Origin of the sequence: Roseovarius lutimaris, assembly GCF_900115165.1 — a bacterium.
GTDB classification, from domain to species: domain Bacteria; phylum Pseudomonadota; class Alphaproteobacteria; order Rhodobacterales; family Rhodobacteraceae; genus Roseovarius; species Roseovarius lutimaris.
On the sequence record NZ_FOVP01000020.1, the window covers coordinates 34,808 to 54,354 of the forward strand.

Genomic DNA, 19,547 nt, shown 5'->3' on the forward strand with positions numbered 1-19,547 from the left:
TTATGACGATACCTGTTCGCGCAGCACAGAGGCGGTGAGTGAGATCATCAGGTAGATACCAGAAAAGATCAGGAAGGCCAGTATCGTGTTTTCAAACGAGCGTGGATAAGACGCATCCTGCGAGGGCAGGGGGCGCACGCTGACGGTTAGATAGCGGACCTGTTTGTTGGCCTCGACTTCAGACTGGCGCTTGGCCTCAAGTGCGGATTGCAGCACCAGATCAGCGGTCGCAAGATCGGCCTGCGCCATCTGGATCGCCGCGGTTTTGGACGCCAGAGAACTTCCGCCTTCAGCCGCCTGGGTCAGTCGTGCCTTTTGTCTCGTAAGCTCGGCCTGAAGGATGACAATCTCGCTTTCAAGCGCCTCGACCTTCGCGCGGTTGGGGCGTGCGTTGTTAAGCTGGATGTTCAGGGCAAGCTGCTTTTCCTGTAGCTGCAATTCGACTGTACTGATCAGGCTGCGGATACCTGCGATCTCACCTTCGGGATCGAGAATGCTGTCCTCTTGCAGGGACACAAGCATCTGCTGGGCAGCGCGACGATCGGCCTTGGCCTGATCCAGGCTTTCGATTGCGGTTTTGACGGCGTCCTGACGTTTTTCCTGGCTGAGTTCGTCGACGCGCTCTTCGGCATAGGTGATAAGGTGTTCGGAAAATTCGGCGCTGACCGTCGGGTCGGCGGTAGAAACCTCCATACGGATCACGCCTTCGGTCGGATCATAGCCGAGTTTGACGTATTTCTTGTAGAGGCTGTAGGCAGATTCATTGCTGGCATCCGGATCCAGACGCTGAAGCGGGTCGATCCAGGGCTGGCTGAAATGCGAGCGAAAGCCGACATCGCCATCAAGGCGCAGCATGGCATCCTTGGATTGGAGATATTCCTGCGTGGCAATCGCATCCTGCCCGGTTGCAAACTGGCTGGGCAACAGCCCGCCAAGGCCACCGGCGCTGCCGCCGCCATCGGCCGAGAGGATAAGAAAGGCGGATTTGGTCGAATACATCGGCGTGGCGATGGCATAAAAATAATAGCCCACGACGAGTGTCGGCAGCATCACAAAGGCCATCAGCCGCGACATCAAAAGCATAAGCTTGCGGCGGCGGCGGCGACCGATATCGCGCTGAATCGCCATGATCTCTTCGGCCCGCCGGTCGGCTGGGCTAAACTCGGTGCTTGGCAGGGTCTGGCGCGCCGCCGGTATGGTTTGCGGTAGCTGTACCCGCTGGTCTTCGGTGGTCTCGACGGGCGCGGTTTTGGCGCGCCCGTCGGTCGCCACCAATTCAAGGATATTGGCGCGCTGGAACGGGTCAATGCCGCGCACCCGCAACAGGCGCACCGCGTCGAAATCAGAGGTCGGGGCAAGCCCGTGCTTTTGTGCCATGCGCCGCGCCATGCGCAGCTGACGACCGGTCAGCCCCTCTTGGCGGATTTCGTCAATCGTCTGGACGGTGCCCATTTCGCGCGCCGAGGCGACTTGACCGCTGCGGGCGCCTTCGGGGGGGGGCGTCGCGTCCTGAGGCGCGTCGGGAATGTCGGTTTGTGCCGCGGTTGAATGCGGCACGGTGTCGGGCGCCCTGTGCGCCGCGGCGGGTCCGGTTTGCTGCGGCGCAGAGCTGCGGCGGATCCGGAACTTTCTAGCCTTGGGTTTCGTAGTCATAAAGGTGCTTCGCCTCTTCCAAGGTATCAAACATATAAAGTTGCCCGCCCATCAAAACCGCAGCAGAGCGGGCGAATTTTTCAAGCGTCTGGGGCTGGTGCGACACAATTATCACGGTGGTGGTGCGCAAACGCTCTTTGAGGATTTCGCCGGCTTTGCGGTTGAATTCAACGTCGGTCGAGCTGGGCATGCCCTCGTCGATCAGATACATATCGAAATCCAGCGCCAACATCAGCGAAAATGTGAACCGAGACCGCATGCCCGAGGAATAGGTGCCAAGCGGCTGGTCGAAATATTCGCCAAGATTGCACATCCAGCGGCAAAAGGATTCGATATAGTCGGGATCAAGGCCATAAAGCCGGGCAATATAGCGCGAGTTCTCAAGTGCCGACAGTCGGCTGACAACCCCGCCCATGAACCCCAGAGGAAAGGAAATGCGACAACCACGCCGGATTTCGCCCTCATCCGGTTTTTCGAGGCCGGCCATCATGTTGATCAGCGTGGTCTTGCCGGTGCCGTTGGGGGCGAGAATGCCAAGGCTTTTGCCAAGCTCGACGCGAAACGACACCCGGTCAAGGATCACCTTGTGCTGGGTGCCTGTCCAGAAGGACTTGCTCACATTTTCGAACTCGAGCATCAAATCGCCCCGGTTTCACACTGCTCCCCCGTTCTAGCGGGGTTTTATTAACGACGGCCTAGTCACGTTTTGCACGCATTATGGCCGATCCAGACCCATCATGCCAATGAAACGCGGCGATTTTATGCCGCAGGCGGAAAAAAATGCAACGACCCGCCCCAAGCGTTGCGTCCGGGTGACGCCGGGTGGATTTAGCGCGACGGCCTGCAAGGGTGCAATTGCCCCGGCGGGCGGGCTGCGCTAGGAGCGATATTATTGCCCTGTGCCAGAGAAGTCCCATGAGCCGTATTTGCCATATCGAACTGGATGATGCCAACCTGGCGCCGCCGACGCCCGAGATCGAACAAGAGCGCAAGGTGGCCATGTATGACCTGATCGAGGAAAACAGCTTTGATCTGCCTGCGCGCGATGGTCGCGCGGTGCCGGATGGCCCGTATCGCCTTGCGCTGTCGATCCGCGACAAGCGGCTGGTGTTCGATATCCGCACCGAAGCCGGGGAACTTGCGGCAGAGTTTCACCTCTCGCTGAGCCCGTTTCGCCAGGTGGTCAAGGATTACTGGTCGATCTGCGAAAGCTATTTCGACGCGGTCAAGAACATGCCGCCAAGCCAGATCGAGACCATCGACATGGCGCGCCGCGGGATCCACAATGAGGGCGCGCGCGTTCTGGGGGAACGTCTTGAGGGCAAGGCCGAGGTCGACAACGATACCGCGCGCCGCCTGTTCACGCTGATCTGCGTACTGCATTTCGGGGGCTGACGGCATGCCCGACCCGCTGCCGCATTCGGTTTTGTTTTGCTGCGATCACAATGCCGTCCGCTCGCCCATGGCCGAGGGGATCATGAAAAAGTTTTATGGCACCGATACCTATGTGCAATCGGCAGGTGTCAAGAGTGACATGGAAATCGACGGGTTCAGCATTGCGGTATGCCGTGAAATCGGGGTCGAGCTTGACCGCCACCGCACCCGGAGCTTTGACGAGATGGAAGAGTGGGGCGATGATCTTTCGTCTTTCGATGTGATCGTCGCCCTTAGCCCCGCAAGCCAGCGGCGCGCGTTGGAGCTGACGCGGTTTTTCCATCTTGACGTGGTTTACTGGCCGATTTTGGACCCGACCGGCCTTGCCCAGACCCGCGAGGCCCGGCTAGAGGCCTATCGCAAGACCCGCGATCAGATCATTGGGCATCTGCAACAGCGTTGGGGCCTGCCCGGAGAACAGATATGAACAGCACCGTCAAAGCCTATTTCGATGCCTTCAATCGCGGCGATGTGCCCGCGATGCTGGCCTGTGTGTCCGAGGATGTGTCGCATTACGTCAACGAGGGCAAGCTGCGCCCCGGCAAGGACATGTTTCGCGACTTTTGCGAGCATATGAACCGCTGTTATCGCGAAGAGCTGACCGATATGGTGATTTTCGACGCCGAGGGCGGCACCCGTGCAGCGGCGGAATATATCGTCAACGGCACCTATCTTGAGACCGACGAGGGCCTGCCCGAGGCGAATGGTCAGACATACCGTCTGCCTGCGGGGTCGTTTTTCACGCTCAAGGACGGGCTTATCGCGCGCGTGGTGACCTATTACAATCTTGCCGATTGGACGGCACAGGTCACTTGATCCGGGTTGCGCGGCTGACCGGGGCGGCGCTTGCGGCGGCGCTTGCCGATGTGGCGGCGCTTCGGATCGCGGTGTTTCGTGATTTCCCTTATTTATATGACGGTGATCTCGCTTACGAGGAACGCTACCTTCGGACCTATCGTGACAGTGACGACGCCATTCTGGTCGGCGCTTACGACGGCACGCGCCTTGTCGGGGCCGCGACCGGCACCCCGATGGAGGATCACGCCGACGATTTCGCCGCCGCCTTTGACGGGCAGGGCATCGCCTTGAGCGACATCTTTTATTGTGCCGAAAGCGTGCTCTTGCCCGGCTATCGCGGGCAGGGGATCGGGCATCGGTTTTTTGAGGCTCGCGAGGATCACGCCCGCGCGCTCGGGCGCAGCCATTGCGCCTTTTGCGCGGTGGTCCGGCCTGCGGACCATCCGCTTCGGCCCGAGGGATACCGCCCGCTTGACCGGTTCTGGCGCAAGCGGGGCTATGCGCCGCTCAAGGGCGCGGTCGCGCAGTTCCGCTGGAAGGATACCGATCAGGGCGCAGAGACCGGCCACCCGCTCCAATTCTGGATGCGGACCCTTTGACGCCTATGGGAATTCTGCCACTTTTCATGAAATTGCCGAAGTTCTGCTGGCAAAGGGTCACTGGTCTTTGCTAGTCACAACGGGCCGGGGGGCAACAAATCAGGAGCGTGCTTGATGACGCGTTTTATTGTCTTGGCCCTTGGCCTCTGTGCGGGTCTGTCGACGATGGCTCTGGCCGAAGGCCGGGAGCGGATCGGCTATGGGGTGCTTTTCACCAACGATGTGATTGGCGATACCAAGGACCGCTGGCGTACAGGATCGGTGGCGTCGAGCCGGGTCTGGGCAGATGGCTGGAACGGCGCGGCCCCTGCGGGGGTCGGAGAACTGCTTGAATTCCGGTTCAACGGCGAGGTTATCGCGCCCGAAGACCTCTCGCGCCCGGCGGTTCAGGACAGACCGTTCGTTGGCGCGCTAAGCTTTGGGTTGCACACGCATTTCAAACCGGCGTGGATCGAATACAGCGCGGGCGCCGATCTGATTGTCACCGGCTCGCAGACCGGGCTGGATGATTTTCAGGATTTCATCCATGACATCGTTGGCGAGCGCAATATCAGCAGCAACGTGCGACGCGATCAGGTCGATAACGCGTTTCGCCCCTCCGGCGTGTTCGAGGCGGGACGCGAGTTCAACTTTGGCATGGCACGCATCCGCCCCTTTGCCGAGGCACGGGTGGGCGTAGAGGATCTGGTGCGCGCCGGGGCCGATATCACCATCGGAATGCTGACACGCAATGAATTGATGGTCCGCGAGCCGGTGACCGGGCAACGCTATCGCGTGGTGCGCGCCGACCGCCCCGGCCTAGCCTTTGTCCTGGGGGGCGATATCGCCTATGTGGACAAAAGCGACTACCTGCCCGCGCGCAGCGGCATCACGATCACCGAGGATCGCGCCCGCCTGCGCGGCGGGGCCCATTGGGAAGGCCGCAGGGGCGGCTCTCTGTTTTATGGTGTGACATGGCTGAGCGAGGAATTCGACCAGCAGAGCGACGGCCAGGTTGTCGGATCTGTGCAGTTTAGGTTGCGTTTCTGACAAAAGTTTCAATGAGGGCTTTTCAGAGTGATTCGGCTTTGTTAAGCTTTTAGTAATAAAAAAACGATGAGGCAGGCAGTAGGGTTATGGGAACGGGCTTTCGGGGCACGTTCGTCATCTCCTGGTCGCAAACGAAGTTAGATGGTCTGAGACCTGCATCCGTGCAGGCGCTTTCTGTCGGGGTCACCTGGTCCTGGCATGGCGATACCGTGCGGGTGGACGGGCCAAATGAATTGCTGCGACTCGAGATGTCGGATGGCGAAGCCGTGAACCGCAAACGTGCGGCACGGATGGTACGGCGCCTTGTGGGCGCTGCAATGAACAATACACGCGACCTGGATCGGGTCGAGGTGGCAGATCCCCTTATGGATATCGGGTTCGTCGTGACCGACGGTACGCGGAGCTATACGGTGACGATCATCGAGGTCGGCGGCGGCGGTGCGCCGTTGCTGATGTTCCACGACGATATTCCGCCGGTCGGGCGCGAAATGTGGGTGGTGCATCACTCGTTGGAGGGCATGCGCGGGGCCTCGACCGGACCAGCCAGCGGCGGGGTGATCTGTTTCACCCCCGGCACGCGAATTGAAACCCCCGATGGCCCGCGCCTTGTGGAAGAGCTGCGCGAAGGCGACCGGGTTCAGACCAAGGATAACGGTGCCGAGGAAATCCAGTGGATCGGTAGCCGCCGGATGACCGGCGCGCGCCTGTTTGCGATGCCCAAGCTGCGGCCTGTTCGCCTTCGCGCCGGATCGCTTGGGATTGACCGTCCGGATGCGGAACTGCTTGTGTCGCCCGAACACCGGCTTTTGGTGCAGGGCGATGTGGCGCGGGCACTGTTCAACACAACCGAGGTTCTGGTGACGGCGCGCGATCTTATCAATAATGACACGGTGAGCGTTGATCTGGCGTCGCGCGAGGTGACATATATTCACCTCTTGTTGCCTTGCCACCAGATCATCTGGGCCAACGGCGTGGAAACCGAAAGCTTTCACCCCGCAAGCGCCGCACTTTCAACCCTTTCGGACGCGGATCGCGCGCGATTGCTTGCGCTCAATCCAAATCTGGAGCTTGAGCCGCAACTTTATGGCGGCTTTGCGCGACGTTGTCTGAACGGGTCGGAGGCGGCGATACTTGCCTATGAGGCGGCCTAGGGTCTGGTGTTGAACGGGGGCGTCGCCCCGTGCCGCCCTTCGGGTGCTGTTTTTGAGTATTTTTGCCAAGAAGAAGCCCCTGTCCGGTAGTGGTTGACAGCAGGGTCCGGCGCTGTATAAGCGCGACTTCATTGGTGTTGGTGGCCCCTGCAAGGGGATGCCTGTCGGGACCCTGTCGAGAGATAAGGCCAAAGGACAACGCCCTTCACACTTTTACGAAGGAGATCAGCCGTGACAAAACGCACGTCTGCCAAGTACAAAATTGACCGCCGCATGGGCGAAAACATCTGGGGCCGCCCCAAATCGCCCGTCAATCGCCGTGAATATGGCCCCGGCCAGCACGGTCAGCGCCGCAAGGGTAAAATCTCTGACTTTGGTCTTCAGCTGCGCGCCAAGCAAAAGCTTAAGGGCTATTACGGTGATTTGACCGAAAAACAGTTCCGTCGCATCTTTGCCGAGGCCGAGCGTGTCAAAGGCGATACCGGCGAGAACCTGATTGGTCTGCTTGAGCGCCGTCTTGACGCGGTTGTCTATCGCGCCAAATTCGTTCCCACCATGTTTGCCGCACGTCAGTTCGTGAACCACGGCCATGTCAAGGTGAACGGTCAGCGCGTGAACATCCCCTCGTATCGCGTGAAAGAGGGCGACGTGATCGAAGTGCGTGATCGTTCCAAACAGATGACCGTTCTGCTGGAAGCCGTGCAACTCGCCGAGCGTGACGTTCCCGATTACATCGACGCGGATCACTCAAAGATGGTTGCCACTTTCGTGCGCCAGCCGGGCCTGTCGGATGTGCCCTATCCGGTGCTGATGGAACCGAACCTCGTCATCGAATTCTACGCGCAGAACTAGGTTTTCTGTTTATGTGTCAGAGGCCGCGACGGGAAACCGCCGCGGCCTTTTTTGTTTGGTACTGGTCAAGGGGCGGTGCCAAAGCTAGAACGTCGCTTGGGGGATTTTTGTAATGACCAAGATTATACCGCAGCCCGGCATTCTGAAGATTGCGCCCTATCAGGGGGGGGCGTCGCATGTCGAGGGTATGACCAATGTGGTCAAGCTCAGCTCGAACGAGAACCCGTTCGGCCCCTCTGATGCGGCCAAAGAGGCATTTCGCAAGGCGGCCTATGAGTTGCACCGGTATCCCTCGACCGATCACGCGAGCCTGCGGGCCGCGATTGGCGAGGTGCATGGGCTTGACCCCGAGCGGATCGTTTGCGGTGTCGGCAGCGACGAGATCATTTCGTTTCTCTGTCAGTCCTACGCTGGGCCGGGCGATGAGGTGATCCATACCGAGCACGGATTTGCCATGTACCGCATCAGCGCCCTAGCCAATGGCGCCACCCCCGTCGAGGTGCGCGAGCGCGAGCGGGTAACCGATGTCGATGCGATCCTGGCGGCCTGTAATGACAACACCCGGCTGGTGTTTATTGCCAACCCCAACAACCCCACCGGCACGATGGTGGGCGAGGCCGATCTTGCGCGGCTCGCCCAGAACCTGCCCGAACGGGCGCTTTTGGTGATTGACGGCGCTTATGCCGATTATGTCGATGGGTATGACGGCGGTGCGGGCCTTGTCGAGGCGCGCGAGAACGTGGTGATGACGCGCACGTTTTCCAAGCTTTACGGGCTTGGCGGGTTGCGCGTCGGCTGGGGCTATGGGCCGCAGCATGTGGTTGATGTGCTCAACCGGGTGCGCGGGCCGTTCAACCTTAGCCATGCGGCGCTTGTCACCGCCGAGGCGGCAGTGCGCGATACCGAGTGGGCCGCGAAGTGCCGCGATGACAACACCCGCATGCGGGCCTGGCTTGCCGAGGCCCTGGCGGGCTATGGCGTAGCGTCGGACACCTCGACCGGGAATTTCATCCTGGCAAGGTTTTCCGAACGTGCCGAGGCCGAGGCCTGTGACGCGCATCTGCAATCTGAGGGGCTTATCGTGCGCCGGGTGGCGGGGTATAACCTGCCGCATTGCCTGCGGATCACGGTCGGCGACGAGCCAAGCTGTCGCCGTGTGGCACATGCGATTGGCCAGTTCATGGGGCGCGCGCGATGAGCGTGATTTATGAGCGTGTGGCGCTGATCGGGCTTGGCCTGATTGCCTCGTCGATGGCGCATGCGATCCGGCGTGCGGGCGTGGCCGACGAGATTACGGGCTATGCCCGCTCGGCCGAGACCCGCGATGTGGCGCGCGACATCGGGCTGTGTGACCGGGTGTGCAATAGTGCCGCCGAGGCCGCGCAGGGCGCCGATCTTGTGGTGCTTTGCGTTCCCGTCGGCGCGATGGGCGGCGTGGCCGCCGAGATTGCCCCCGCCCTGAAACCCGGTGCCACGGTAAGCGATGTCGGATCGGTCAAACGTGCGGTGATCGAGGCGGTCGCGCCGCATCTGCCCGAGGGCGTGCATTTCGTGCCCGCCCATCCGCTGGCCGGGACCGAGCATTCGGGGCCACGGTCCGGCTTTGCCGAACTGTTTGACAACCGCTGGTGTCTGATTGTGCCGCAGACGGGAAGCGACCGCGCGGCGGTGACCCGGCTAGAGAGCTTTTGGCAGGCTCTGGGCTCGCATACCGATGAGATGGAGGCCGATCATCACGATCTGGTGTTGGCTGTCACAAGCCACGCGCCGCATCTTATTGCCTATACGATGGTTGGCGTGGCCGATGATCTGCGCCGGGTGACCGACACTGAGGTGATCAAGTATTCCGCTGCGGGCTTTCGCGATTTCACCCGGATTGCGGCCAGCGATCCGACCATGTGGCGCGATGTGTTTCTGAACAACAAGGAGGCGACGCTTGAGATTCTTGGCCGGTTCACCGAGGAACTTTTTGCGTTGCAGCGGGCGATCCGCATTGGGGACGGTGATCACCTGCATGCCTATTTCACCCGCACGCGCGCGATCCGGCGCGGAATTGTCGAGGCCGGGCAGGACACCGATGCGCCCGATTTTGGCCGGGGGCGGAAAACATGAGGCGGCTTGCCCTAGGTCTTGCGATCGGGCTAAGCGCGCTTGCCACGGGGTGCGGGCGCGGTGACGATCAGACCGTGAGCCGCAATACTGGCGGGTTGTGCGGGCGTCCGGCCCTTGCGGGAGAGGTCATTGGTCCACTCAGCAATCCCGTCGATGGCTGTGGCTCTGATCATGCGATCCGGCTTGAGGCGGTGGGCGCGATCCGGCTGAGCCAGCCCGCGACGATGGATTGCCCGACGGCGCGTGCGCTTGAAACCTGGGTTACGAAAAGTGCAAAGCCAGAGGTCGGGCGCATGGGCGGTGGTCTGAGCGGGTTGCGGGTTGTGGCGCATTACACCTGTCGCACACGTAACAACCGGCCCGGCGCGCGGATTTCCGAACACGGTCGGGGCAAGGCGATTGATATCGCGGCGCTGCAATTGCGCGATGGGTCGGAAATTGCGGTGCTGCGCGATTGGGGGCAGGGGCCGCGCGGCCGGATTTTGCGCCGCACGCACAAAGCCGCCTGTGGGCCGTTCGGCACGGTGCTTGGCCCCAATTCAGACCGTCATCACCGTGACCATTTCCATTTTGACACCGCGTCGCATCGCGGCGGTCCCTATTGCCGGTAAATCTGGTGTCGAACCGCCCTTGGCGGTCCGATCCGCCGGGGGCTGTGCCCCCGGACCCCCCGGATATTTGGAGCCAGAAGAAGGCTGATCTTCGCGGGAAATGCACGATAAAACAAAGGGATAGGGCGGAGGTTGAACCCTTTTTTGGCGAAATCCGCCCTAGCGCAGGCGCAGCACCGGGGCAGGGCCAAGCGGGATCGGGCCGAGCATGACACGCCCATTGCGCAGGCTGAGCGGGATGTCGAGGGTTTGCGGATTGCCCGCCATTTGCGCCATCATCGACAGGCCGGATTCAAGGCTTTGCGCGAGGGAATCCGGCACGGCCCCCGCGGTCACGGCAAGTTCAAGAATATCGCGCCAGTTGCGGGCTTTGATTGTGATCTCGCCGGTCGGTTGACCGACGGCATCTATCGAGACCTCGCCGGCGGCCTGAAGCTGAAGCTGGCCCCATGTGGCATCGGCGAGGTCGAGCTTGATATGGGTGGGCTGGGGGCGTGCGTCCTCGATGGCGCTGCGATCCCAGGGTTTGTCGAACCTCACACTCAGATCGGCGCGCACCCCGGCAAGCTGTGTCGGCAGGGAATTTTGCGGATCAAGCCGGGCGCGCCACGGGGTTGACGGGCTCAGGCCCCTGGCCGAAAGACCAAAGCGATAGGTGGCCTCGCCGTTGCGCTCGGCCGCGAGGGTGAGCGCGGTGAGCGCGGTCGTCTCGTCAGGGCGCCGGGCCGGGGCGACGCGCAGGAATTCGGCCGTCAGGGTGGCGCGCTCTGGGGCAAGTGCGGTGTTTGGGGCCAGAACCAGACTTGCGCGCATATCGGTGCTCTGGACACGGAATTTATCCTGTGGCGTCGCAAAAAGCTGATCATCGGGCCAGACGGCAATCACGTGATTGGGGCGATAGCTTAGCGCCAGGATCTGGAAAAACGGCGCCTCCCAGGCAAGGCCAGTTTCGGGATCGGCAAGGGCAAGATCGCGAAAGCTTGTGTCAAACCGGTTGGGAAAACCCTGAACCGAAAGATCAGAGGTTTCGGCCACCCAACCCTCGGCGCGGCGGGTGTCAAACCACTGGCCGAACGCCTGTTGCAGGCCCCGTTGGCCGACAAACCAATAGCCCGACCAGCCCAGAGTGGCGATCACGATCAATGTCAGCAATGCTCTCATCTGCAAGCGCCCCTTTCATGCCCTCTTGGGATGGTGTTTATAGGGGCAAAAGCACGAGGAACAGCAAAATGACAATGTGGGTTTTCGGCTATGGGTCGCTGGTCTGGAACCCCGGTTTCGAGGCGCGGGACCGGGTGATCGCAAGCTTGCCCGGCTATCACCGAAGTTTTTGCATGCGCAGCATTCACCACCGCGGCACCGATGAAAACCCCGGCCTTGTTCTTGCGCTTGACGAGGCGCCGGGCGCGGTCTGTCATGGGGTCGCCCTGTCGGTGCCACCAGAAAAGGCGGGTGAGGTGCTTGAGTATCTGCGCGAGCGCGAGTTAATCTCTTCGGCCTATATCGAGAAGATGCTGGATATTACCCTTGCCGATGGTCGCCGCGTCGAGGCAGTGACCTATGTGATCGACCCCGATCACGTGCAATATTGCGGTGGTCTGGACCTTGAAGAACAGGCCGGCATCATCGCCCGTGCGGTGGGCGGGCGCGGGCCCAACACCGAATATCTGTTTAACACCGCCGACCATCTTGACCAGCTTGGGATCATGGACCGCGATCTAGACTGGCTGGTGCGCAGGGTGCGCCATCTGGCTGGATAAATCCTTGGCTTGTCAGGTCTTACCGCGTAGGGTTGGGCCAATAATTCAAGTGTCGGGAGCGTCCAGATGGACCAGCCGGACCGCGAGGTCGAGCCACAGTTTTCACATCCCGTTCGCCAGATCGTGCTTATGCTGCTCGTTCTGGGGCTGACCGGGCTTGGCGCCTTTGTCGCCTTGCCGCGGGTTCTGCCTGTGTTTCAGGCAAATCCCTGGCTAAACGGGTTTATCGTTTTCGTCTTTCTGATCGGGGTTATCGCCTGTTTCTGGCAGGTATTTCAGCTGATCGGATCGGCGCGCTGGATTGAAGGTTTTGTCGCCCAGACACCGGGGCATGAGCTGACCACTCCGCCGCAATTGCTGGCGCCGCTGGCGACGATGCTGCGCTCGCGCGGCAAGCGGATGCAGATCGCCTCGACCTCGGCGCGCTCGATCCTGGATTCCGTGGCGCAACGTATCGATGAGGTGCGGGATATCACGCGCTATATCGTCAATATGTTGATTTTCCTTGGGCTTTTGGGCACCTTCTATGGGCTGGCAACGACCGTTCCCGCCGTGGTGGATACCATCCGAAGCCTCGCGCCGCAAAATGGCGAAGGCGGGGTTGAGGTGTTCAACCGCCTGATGACTGGGCTTGAGGCCCAGTTGGGCGGCATGGGGGTGGCGTTTTCCTCGTCGCTTCTGGGGCTTGCGGGATCGCTTGTGGTTGGCTTGCTGGAACTCTTCGCAGGCCACGGCCAGAACCGGTTTTACCGAGAGCTTGAGGAATGGATGTCGACCATCACGCGGGTCGGCTTTGCCAGCGGTGATGGCGAGGGCGGCAGCGAAACCGACGCCATGACCCATGTGCTTGACCATATGGCGGATCAGATGGACAGCTTGCAGGCGGTGATCACCCAATCGGATGTCAGCCGTGCCATGGTCGATCAAAAGCTGGGCGTGCTGGCGGATTCAATTGAACGGCTGACTCACCGGATGAGCGACAGCAACCCGGTGCAAAGCGCATTGATGCGGATGGCCGAGGGGCAGGAACGCCTGATCCAGACGCTGGAAAACCGCGAGAACGCTGGCCATGAGGGCCTTGATGCCGAAAGCCGGATGCGGCTGCGCTCGATCGACGTGCAAATGCTGCGGATTCTGGAAGAGATAAGCGCCGGACGGCAGGAAACCATGACCGAGTTGCGCACCGATCTCGCGGCCCTGACCCGCGTGCTTAATCAGGGGCGGGCCACGCCCGAGCGACGCAGCCGACCCTTTGGAAGCCTTGCCGACCCGGACAAGACCGGGGAGAGCTGAGCATGGGCCTGTCGCGGCGCACCGGAGCACGGTTTCAGGGCTCGATCTGGCCGGGATTTGTGGATGCAATGACCGGGCTTTTGCTGGTGCTGATGTTCGTTCTGACCATCTTCATGGTGGTGCAATTTGTCCTGCGCGAAGAGATCAGCGGTCAGGCCACCAAGCTTGATGCGCTCGGGGCCGAGGTGGCGGCGCTGTCGCGCGCCCTTGGGCTTGAGCGGGATCGCAGCACCGATTTGCAGGACCGGGTTGGCACGCTGACCGCGACCTTGGGCGAGGCGCGCGCGCGTCAGGAAGAGCAGGCGACGCTGATCGACACGCTACGCGCCCGGACGGCAGCACAGACAGCGGCCCTGGACGAGGCCGAAACCCGGATCGCCAGTTTTGAGGAACAGGTTGCCGGTCTCTTGTCAGAACGCGACCTCGCGCAGGGCCGGATTGCCGATCTGGAGGGTGAGCGCGACACGCTTTTATCCGAACAGGAGACCTTGCAACTGGCGCTGGCCGGCCTGCGCGACGAGGTTGATGCACAGGCTGAGGCCGCGCGCCTTGCCGCCGCGCGCCGCGAAGCACTTGAGGCCCTGGCAGAGGACCTGCGCCGCCAGAACGCCGCAACCGAGGCCACGCTTGGCACCGAGGTGGCCGCGCTGGAGGCCGAGTTGAGCGAGCAGGAACAGGCCCGCCTGGCCGAGGCCGCAGCCGCAGAGGCCTTGCGCAAGCGGCTGACGGGGGCACAGGCCGAGCTGACCTCGATGACATTGGCACTTGAGGAACAGCGCAAGCGCGCCGAGGAAACGCTGACCCTGCTGGCCGCCGCAGAGGATGCGCGTGCGGATATCGACAATCAGTTGGTCGCCGCGCTTTTGGCGCAAGACGAGGTGGCCACACAGCTTGAGGGCAGCGAGGCCACGCTTGCCGCGAAAGACGCCGAGATCGCCGGTTTGAAAACCGCCTTGGCCGAGGCCCGAAGCGGGCAGGCCGAGGTCAACGATACGCTCGGGGCGACGCAGGATGACCTTGGCCGCGCCGAGGCGAGGGTGGCCGAGCTTGAACAGGCTCTGGCCCGCGCCCTGGTCGAGGCCGAGGCGGCCAAAGGCGAGGCGATGGATGCCGATGAGGTGCGCCAACAGTTGACGGCGGCATTGGCGGCCAAGCTTGCGGCGCAAAATCAGGCCGAGCAACAGATGAGCACCGCAGAGGAGCGCGCCACCCTATTGGCAGAGGCGCGCCGACGTCTGGCGGATCAACAGGAACTGGCCAGTGAGGCGCAAAAACAACAGGCCCTGCTCAATCAACAGGTTGCCGCCCTGCGCCAGCAACTTTCGGGGATTCAGGCGTTGCTGGATGATGCCAAGGTGCGCGAGGCGGCAAATGAGGTACAGCTTCAGTCGCTTGGCAATGAGTTGAATACAGCCCTAGCGCGGGTGGCATCCGAGGAACGCCGCCGCCGGTTGCTGGAAGAAGAAAAGCGCCGCCTTGCCGAGGCAGAAAAAGAGAACCTTGAAAAATACCGCTCCGAGTTTTTCGGACGGTTGCGTGATCTGCTGGGGCAGCAAGAGGGCGTGCGTATTGTTGGCGACCGCTTCGTGTTCTCCTCTGAGGTTCTGTTCGCGCCGGGCGAGGCGCGGTTGTCGTCCGCCGGGGAGGGAGAGATCGCCAAGGTGGCGGGCATCCTGCGCAATGTGACCAATGAAATTCCAGAGGGCATCGACTGGGTGCTACAGGTCGATGGGCATACGGATAATGTGCCGCTGATCGGCGGGGCGCAATTCGCCGACAACTGGGAGCTAAGCCAGGCGCGCGCCCTGTCGGTGGTGCGCTATCTGGTCGGAGCGCTCGAATTCCCGGCGGACCGTCTGTCGGCAAACGGGTTTGGCGAATATCAGCCGATCAACCCTGCAAACACGCCAGAGGCCCGCGCCCAGAACCGTCGGATCGAACTCAAGCTGACCGGGAAATAGGCGGGCGGATGTCAGGGCGCGACGGTGATATCCGCATGGCGCAGCGCCAGAACCTCTTGCCCGCGTTGCAGGCGGACATAGCCGCGATAGGCCCCGGCGGGCCAGCCTGCGGGCGGGGCCTTGCGACCATAGGCGCGAAAAAGCTGGGCCTGGGGATCATCAAGCGTGATGTCATGGCGAAAGATTTCACCGTCCGGGCCCTGGGCCGTGAAGATCAGGCGATCACCGGGCTCTGCGTAAAACGCATGACCATAAAGCACCAGCGGTTGATCGGGCTTGGCCGTTGACGCGCGCGCCGCGCCGGATTTAACGGCGCCAAAGCCGGGGACAGCGGTGGAAAACCCGGCCGTGAACAGCCCCGCGCGATCATAGGCAAACGCGCTGTCCCAAAGGCCCGTACCGGTCGCGGCGCCGCAGGAATCGCGATCTTCGGGGTTGAACGGGTCAACGATCTCGCCGTCCTTCAACACGCCGATATGGACGTGCGGCACATTGGTCAGTCCGCTTAGCCCGACCTGTCCAAGAACCGCGCCGCGATCCAGAGTGTCGCCTTGGCGAACTTGGACCGAACCGCGTTTCATGTGGCAATACAGGGTTTGCCAGCCGTCCCCGTGATCAAGCCGAACCGCGTTGCCGCATTCGCGGCCCTTGATCTTGTCGCGGGTTTCGGGGGTTACAGGTTGGTCGGCAACACCGTCGCGGGTGGCGGCCACGACGCCGGGGGCGGCGGCAAGAACATTCACGCCCGCCGCCATCGCGTCAAAGGACAACAGAACGATATCGGTGCCGCGGTGGTTTTCGCGGCTCTTGAGACCGCACATGAAATCGCGCTTGCCGGGGCCGGGATCGGCATCGACATAGTCTTCGATATAACAGGTTTTGCCGGGCTCACAGTCAATCGGAAGGCTGAGGCGTGGCGCATCGGCGGCGGCCACAGGGGCCGCCGCCAGTAGCAAGGCGATCAGTGCGAAATCCGCCCGCGCCATCATTCAGCGGTGAGCAGCGGCGGCCTTTTCTTGCCCGAAAGACGCCGTGCCACCGGCCCTTCGACCGAGAGGTCGATCTTGCCATCCTTGACGCCAACCTTGACCACGCCACCCTTGGCAAGTTTGCCAAACAAAAGCTCTTCGGCCAGCGGTTTTTTGATGTGCTCCTGAATGACACGGCCAAGCGGGCGGGCGCCCATCTTGTCGTCATAGCCACGCTCCGCAAGCCATGCCGCCGCCGGTTCGGTCAGCTCGATGGTCACGTCGCGATCCATAAGCTGTGCCTCAAGCTGAAGCACGAACTTCTCGACCACCTTCAGGATCACCTCTTTGGGCAATGCGCCAAAGGAAATCACCGCATCAAGACGGTTGCGGAATTCCGGCGTGAAGGTGCGCTCGATGGCGGCGGTATCCTCGCCCTCGCGACGATCACGGCCAAAGCCGACGGCGGATTTCGCAAGCTCCGAGGCGCCCGCGTTTGAGGTCATGATCAGAACCACGTTGCGGAAATCGACGGTGCGGCCATTGTGATCGGTCAGCGTGCCGTGATCCATCACCTGCAACAGGATGTTGAACACGTCCGGGTGCGCCTTTTCGATCTCATCAAGCAGCAACACGCAATGCGGGTGCTGATCGACGCCATCGGTCAAAAGCCCGCCCTGGTCAAAGCCGACATAGCCCGGAGGCGCGCCGATCAGGCGAGAAACCGCATGTTTTTCCATGTATTCGGACATGTCAAACCGCAGCAGTTCCACGCCAAGGGAATCTGCAAGCTGTTTGGCGACTTCGGTTTTGCCGACACCGGTGGGACCGGCAAAGAGATAGTTGCCGATCGGTTTTTCCGGCTCGCGCAGCCCCGCACGCGACAGTTTGATCGCCGAGGACAGCGCCTCGATGGCGGTATCCTGTCCGAACACCACACGCTTGAGCCCGGCCTCGAGATCCTTGAGAACCTCGGCGTCGTTCTTGCTGACGTTCTTGGGGGGGATGCGGGCGATTTTCGCGACCACGTCCTCGATCTCTTTCACGCCAATGCTTTTGCGCCGTTTCGAGGCGGCCACGAGATGTTGCGCGGCACCGGCTTCGTCAATCACGTCAATTGCCTTGTCGGGCAGTTTGCGGTCATTGATGTAGCGCGCCGAGAGATCCACCGCAGAGCGGATGGCGTCATTGGTGTATTTGACACTGTGGTGATCCTCGAAATAGGGCTTGAGGCCTTTGAGAATTTTCACCGCATCCTCGACTGTCGGCTCGGCCACGTCGATTTTCTGAAACCGGCGCGCAAGGGCGCGGTCTTTTTCAAAATGCTGGCGGAATTCCTTGAAGGTGGTCGATCCCATGCAGCGAAGCTTGCCGCCCTGCAACGCAGGCTTGAGCAGGTTCGAGGCATCCATTGCGCCGCCCGATGTGGCACCGGCGCCGATCACGGTGTGAATTTCGTCGATGAAAAGCACCGCATCGGGGTGTTTTTCCAATTCGGTCACCACCGCCTTGAGCCGCTCTTCAAAATCGCCGCGATAGCGGGTGCCGGCCAGAAGCGCGCCCATATCGAGCGAAAAGATCGTGGTTTTCGAAAGCACTTCAGGGGTTTCACCCATGATGATCTTATGGGCGAGGCCCTCGGCGATGGCGGTTTTGCCTACACCCGGATCGCCCACAAGAAGCGGATTGTTCTTGCGGCGGCGGCACAGCACCTGAATGCAGCGCTCAACCTCTGAAGAGCGGCCGATCAGCGGGTCGATATCGCCCAAACGCGCCTTTTCATTCAGATCGACACAGTATTTCGCAAGCGCGGATTCTCCGGCCTCGACCGCGTCGGATTCGGTGTGATGCTTGGCGCCTTCGTCCTCAAGGTTGGTGGCACCGCTCAGTGGCCGGGATTCACCGTAAGCGGGGTCTTTGGCAACGCCGTGGGCGATAAAGTTCACCGCGTCATAGCGCGTCATATCCTGTTCCTGAAGGAAATAGGCGGCGTTGGATTCGCGTTCGGCAAAGATCGCGACCAGAACATTGGCCCCGGTCACCTCGGTTCGCCCCGAGGATTGCACATGGATCGCGGCCCGTTGGATGACCCGCTGAAAGGCGGCGGTCGGCACCGCTTCTGATCCGTCGATATCGGTGACCAGATTGGCCAAGTCGTCGTCGATGAATTCGACTAGGGTGGTGCGCAATTCTTCGGTGTCGACGCTACAGGCCTTCATGACCCGCGACGCATCCGGCTCATCCACAAGGGCGAGCAGCAGGTGTTCCAATGTGGCAAATTCATGCTGGCGTGCATTGGCCAGGGCCAAAGCGGCATGGATTGCTTGTTCCAGCGTGGTCGAGAATGAAGGCACGGTAAGTGCTCCTTCTGATCTGGGTCAGGGCGGTATCACCCCAACCTTGGCCTCATAGTCTTAAAGTTTGGTCGATAGTGGCCATCCTTCAAGGCTTTTTTTTTAAATCCGGGTCACTTTTCGTAACATCGGCTGGTTATTTGATCACTATACCAATCAAAAGCGGTCTTTTCGGGCCCGGATTTCGGCAAAGACGCGGGCAGGGTCCTGCCCGGTCATGCCAAGATTGGCCTGAATGCCCGGATCGGTGGCGCGTAAAAAGGGGTTGGTGGCCAGTTCTTCGGCCAGGGTTGAGGGCACTGTCGGTTGGCCTGCGGCGCGCGCGGCGTCGATTGCCTTGGCCCTTGATATAAGCGCGGGATTGTCGGGATCAACGCTCAGGGCGAATTTTGCGTTGGCCTGGGTGTATTCATGCCCCGAGCAGACGGTGGTTTGCGGCGGCAGAGCGGCCAGCTTGCACAGGCTTTGATACATCTGCGGCATCGTGCCTTCGAACACCCGGCCACAGCCAAGCGCCATAAGGCTGTCGGCGGTAAAGACCACGGCGCTGTCGGGGAAATGCACCGCGATATGGCCGACAGTATGCCCCGAGACGTCAATCACATGGCCGGTTTCGCCGCCGATGGTGATCGTGTCGCCTTCGCTCACCGCCATATCAAGCGGCGGCAGGCGATGTGCATCGGCGGCGGCGCCGATCACCTTGGCCGGGGCGGTGGCCAGTAATTCGTCAAGGCCCTGGGTGTGGTCGGCATGGTGATGGGTCAGGAGAACATGGTTCAGCCCCCAGCCGGTGTCGGCAAGCGCGGCAAGGATCGGGGCCGCCTCGGGGATATCGACGGCCATGGTGTCACCTGTCGCGGGGTCATGCGCGAGATAGGCATAATTATCGGACAGGCAGGGAATGGTCAGGATGTGCAAAGTCATGGTCTTTTCCCGAATGCCGGTTACTGTTAGTTTCGAGAGTGACCGATC

Annotated in this window: 19 protein-coding genes; 13 read left to right on the forward strand and 6 right to left on the reverse strand. The window is 61.4% G+C overall.

Features of this window, described 5'->3' with window-relative positions; genetic code table 11:
- Complete coding sequence (locus BMZ91_RS16605) at window positions 1-1,653, reverse strand: KpsE/RkpR family capsule polysaccharide export protein (RefSeq protein ID WP_092841281.1); 1,653 nt, start codon at window positions 1,651-1,653, stop codon at window positions 1-3.
- Entirely contained in the window at window positions 1,631-2,290 is a 660-nt protein-coding gene (locus tag BMZ91_RS16610; protein WP_092841283.1) for an ABC transporter ATP-binding protein, read from the reverse strand. Before BMZ91_RS16610 ends, BMZ91_RS16605 begins: the two co-directional genes overlap by 23 nt.
- 278 nt (window positions 2,291-2,568) lie before the next feature.
- Between BMZ91_RS16610 and BMZ91_RS16615 the strand changes: the two genes are divergently transcribed.
- The 10 genes from BMZ91_RS16615 (at window position 2,569) to BMZ91_RS16660 (ending at window position 10,239) form a co-directional block, all read left to right on the forward strand.
- A complete protein-coding gene (locus tag BMZ91_RS16615) occupies window positions 2,569-3,048 on the forward strand; it encodes a UPF0262 family protein (protein ID WP_092841285.1) in 480 nt (159 codons plus the stop codon).
- 4 nt (window positions 3,049-3,052) lie between these two features.
- Window positions 3,053-3,514 carry an arsenate-mycothiol transferase ArsC gene (locus BMZ91_RS16620; RefSeq protein ID WP_092841287.1) on the forward strand — a complete coding sequence of 154 codons (462 nt, stop codon included), beginning with the start codon at window positions 3,053-3,055 and terminating at the stop codon, window positions 3,512-3,514.
- A complete protein-coding gene (locus tag BMZ91_RS16625; protein ID WP_092841289.1) occupies window positions 3,511-3,903 on the forward strand; it encodes a ketosteroid isomerase-related protein in 393 nt (130 codons plus the stop codon). Before BMZ91_RS16620 ends, BMZ91_RS16625 begins: the two co-directional genes overlap by 4 nt.
- Window positions 3,900-4,484 (forward strand): GNAT family N-acetyltransferase, encoded by a 585-nt coding sequence (locus BMZ91_RS16630; RefSeq protein ID WP_092841291.1) that lies wholly within the window; start codon window positions 3,900-3,902, stop codon window positions 4,482-4,484. The genes BMZ91_RS16625 and BMZ91_RS16630 overlap by 4 nt, the downstream gene beginning before the upstream one ends.
- A 114-nt stretch (window positions 4,485-4,598) precedes the next feature.
- Window positions 4,599-5,513 (forward strand): lipid A-modifier LpxR family protein, encoded by a 915-nt coding sequence (locus BMZ91_RS16635; protein WP_092841293.1) that lies wholly within the window; start codon window positions 4,599-4,601, stop codon window positions 5,511-5,513.
- Between the two features lie 86 nt (window positions 5,514-5,599).
- Window positions 5,600-6,664 carry a Hint domain-containing protein gene (locus tag BMZ91_RS16640; protein ID WP_092841296.1) on the forward strand — a complete coding sequence of 355 codons (1,065 nt, stop codon included), beginning with the start codon at window positions 5,600-5,602 and terminating at the stop codon, window positions 6,662-6,664.
- Window positions 6,665-6,895: 231 nt separating this feature from the next.
- Window positions 6,896-7,516 carry a 30S ribosomal protein S4 gene (rpsD, locus tag BMZ91_RS16645; RefSeq protein ID WP_092841298.1) on the forward strand — a complete coding sequence of 207 codons (621 nt, stop codon included), beginning with the start codon at window positions 6,896-6,898 and terminating at the stop codon, window positions 7,514-7,516.
- Window positions 7,517-7,628: 112 nt separating this feature from the next.
- The gene (gene hisC / locus BMZ91_RS16650; protein ID WP_092841300.1) at window positions 7,629-8,714 is read left to right on the forward strand and encodes a histidinol-phosphate transaminase; all 1,086 of its coding nucleotides are present in this window, start codon (window positions 7,629-7,631) and stop codon (window positions 8,712-8,714) included.
- Window positions 8,711-9,628 carry a prephenate/arogenate dehydrogenase family protein gene (locus BMZ91_RS16655; RefSeq protein WP_092841302.1) on the forward strand — a complete coding sequence of 306 codons (918 nt, stop codon included), beginning with the start codon at window positions 8,711-8,713 and terminating at the stop codon, window positions 9,626-9,628. The genes hisC and BMZ91_RS16655 overlap by 4 nt, the downstream gene beginning before the upstream one ends.
- Entirely contained in the window at window positions 9,625-10,239 is a 615-nt protein-coding gene (locus tag BMZ91_RS16660; protein ID WP_092841304.1) for an extensin-like domain-containing protein, read from the forward strand. Before BMZ91_RS16655 ends, BMZ91_RS16660 begins: the two co-directional genes overlap by 4 nt.
- Before the next feature lie 159 nt (window positions 10,240-10,398).
- Here the strand turns inward: BMZ91_RS16660 and BMZ91_RS16665 are convergent, their stop codons facing one another.
- Window positions 10,399-11,400 carry a DUF2125 domain-containing protein gene (locus tag BMZ91_RS16665; RefSeq protein WP_092841306.1) on the reverse strand — a complete coding sequence of 334 codons (1,002 nt, stop codon included), beginning with the start codon at window positions 11,398-11,400 and terminating at the stop codon, window positions 10,399-10,401.
- A gap of 68 nt (window positions 11,401-11,468) precedes the next feature.
- Between BMZ91_RS16665 and BMZ91_RS16670 the strand changes: the two genes are divergently transcribed.
- From BMZ91_RS16670 to BMZ91_RS16680, 3 genes are all read left to right on the forward strand, one after another.
- A complete protein-coding gene (locus BMZ91_RS16670; protein WP_177193899.1) occupies window positions 11,469-11,999 on the forward strand; it encodes a gamma-glutamylcyclotransferase in 531 nt (176 codons plus the stop codon).
- A gap of 66 nt (window positions 12,000-12,065) precedes the next feature.
- The gene (locus BMZ91_RS16675; protein ID WP_092841310.1) at window positions 12,066-13,292 is read left to right on the forward strand and encodes a biopolymer transporter ExbB; all 1,227 of its coding nucleotides are present in this window, start codon (window positions 12,066-12,068) and stop codon (window positions 13,290-13,292) included.
- Window positions 13,293-13,294: 2 nt separating this feature from the next.
- Window positions 13,295-15,253, forward strand: a complete 1,959-nt coding sequence (locus tag BMZ91_RS16680) for a peptidoglycan -binding protein (RefSeq protein WP_092841312.1) — start codon at window positions 13,295-13,297, stop codon at window positions 15,251-15,253.
- Window positions 15,254-15,264: 11 nt separating this feature from the next.
- Here BMZ91_RS16680 and BMZ91_RS16685 read toward each other — a convergent pair whose 3' ends face one another.
- The 3 genes from BMZ91_RS16685 to gloB form a co-directional block, all read right to left on the reverse strand.
- Window positions 15,265-16,242 (reverse strand): M23 family metallopeptidase, encoded by a 978-nt coding sequence (locus tag BMZ91_RS16685; protein ID WP_092841314.1) that lies wholly within the window; start codon window positions 16,240-16,242, stop codon window positions 15,265-15,267.
- Complete coding sequence (clpA, locus tag BMZ91_RS16690) at window positions 16,239-18,575, reverse strand: ATP-dependent Clp protease ATP-binding subunit ClpA (RefSeq protein WP_092841315.1); 2,337 nt, start codon at window positions 18,573-18,575, stop codon at window positions 16,239-16,241. The genes BMZ91_RS16685 and clpA overlap by 4 nt, the downstream gene beginning before the upstream one ends.
- Before the next feature lie 156 nt (window positions 18,576-18,731).
- Complete coding sequence (gene gloB / locus BMZ91_RS16695; RefSeq protein WP_092841317.1) at window positions 18,732-19,499, reverse strand: hydroxyacylglutathione hydrolase; 768 nt, start codon at window positions 19,497-19,499, stop codon at window positions 18,732-18,734.
- Between the last annotated feature and the right edge of the window lie 48 nt (window positions 19,500-19,547).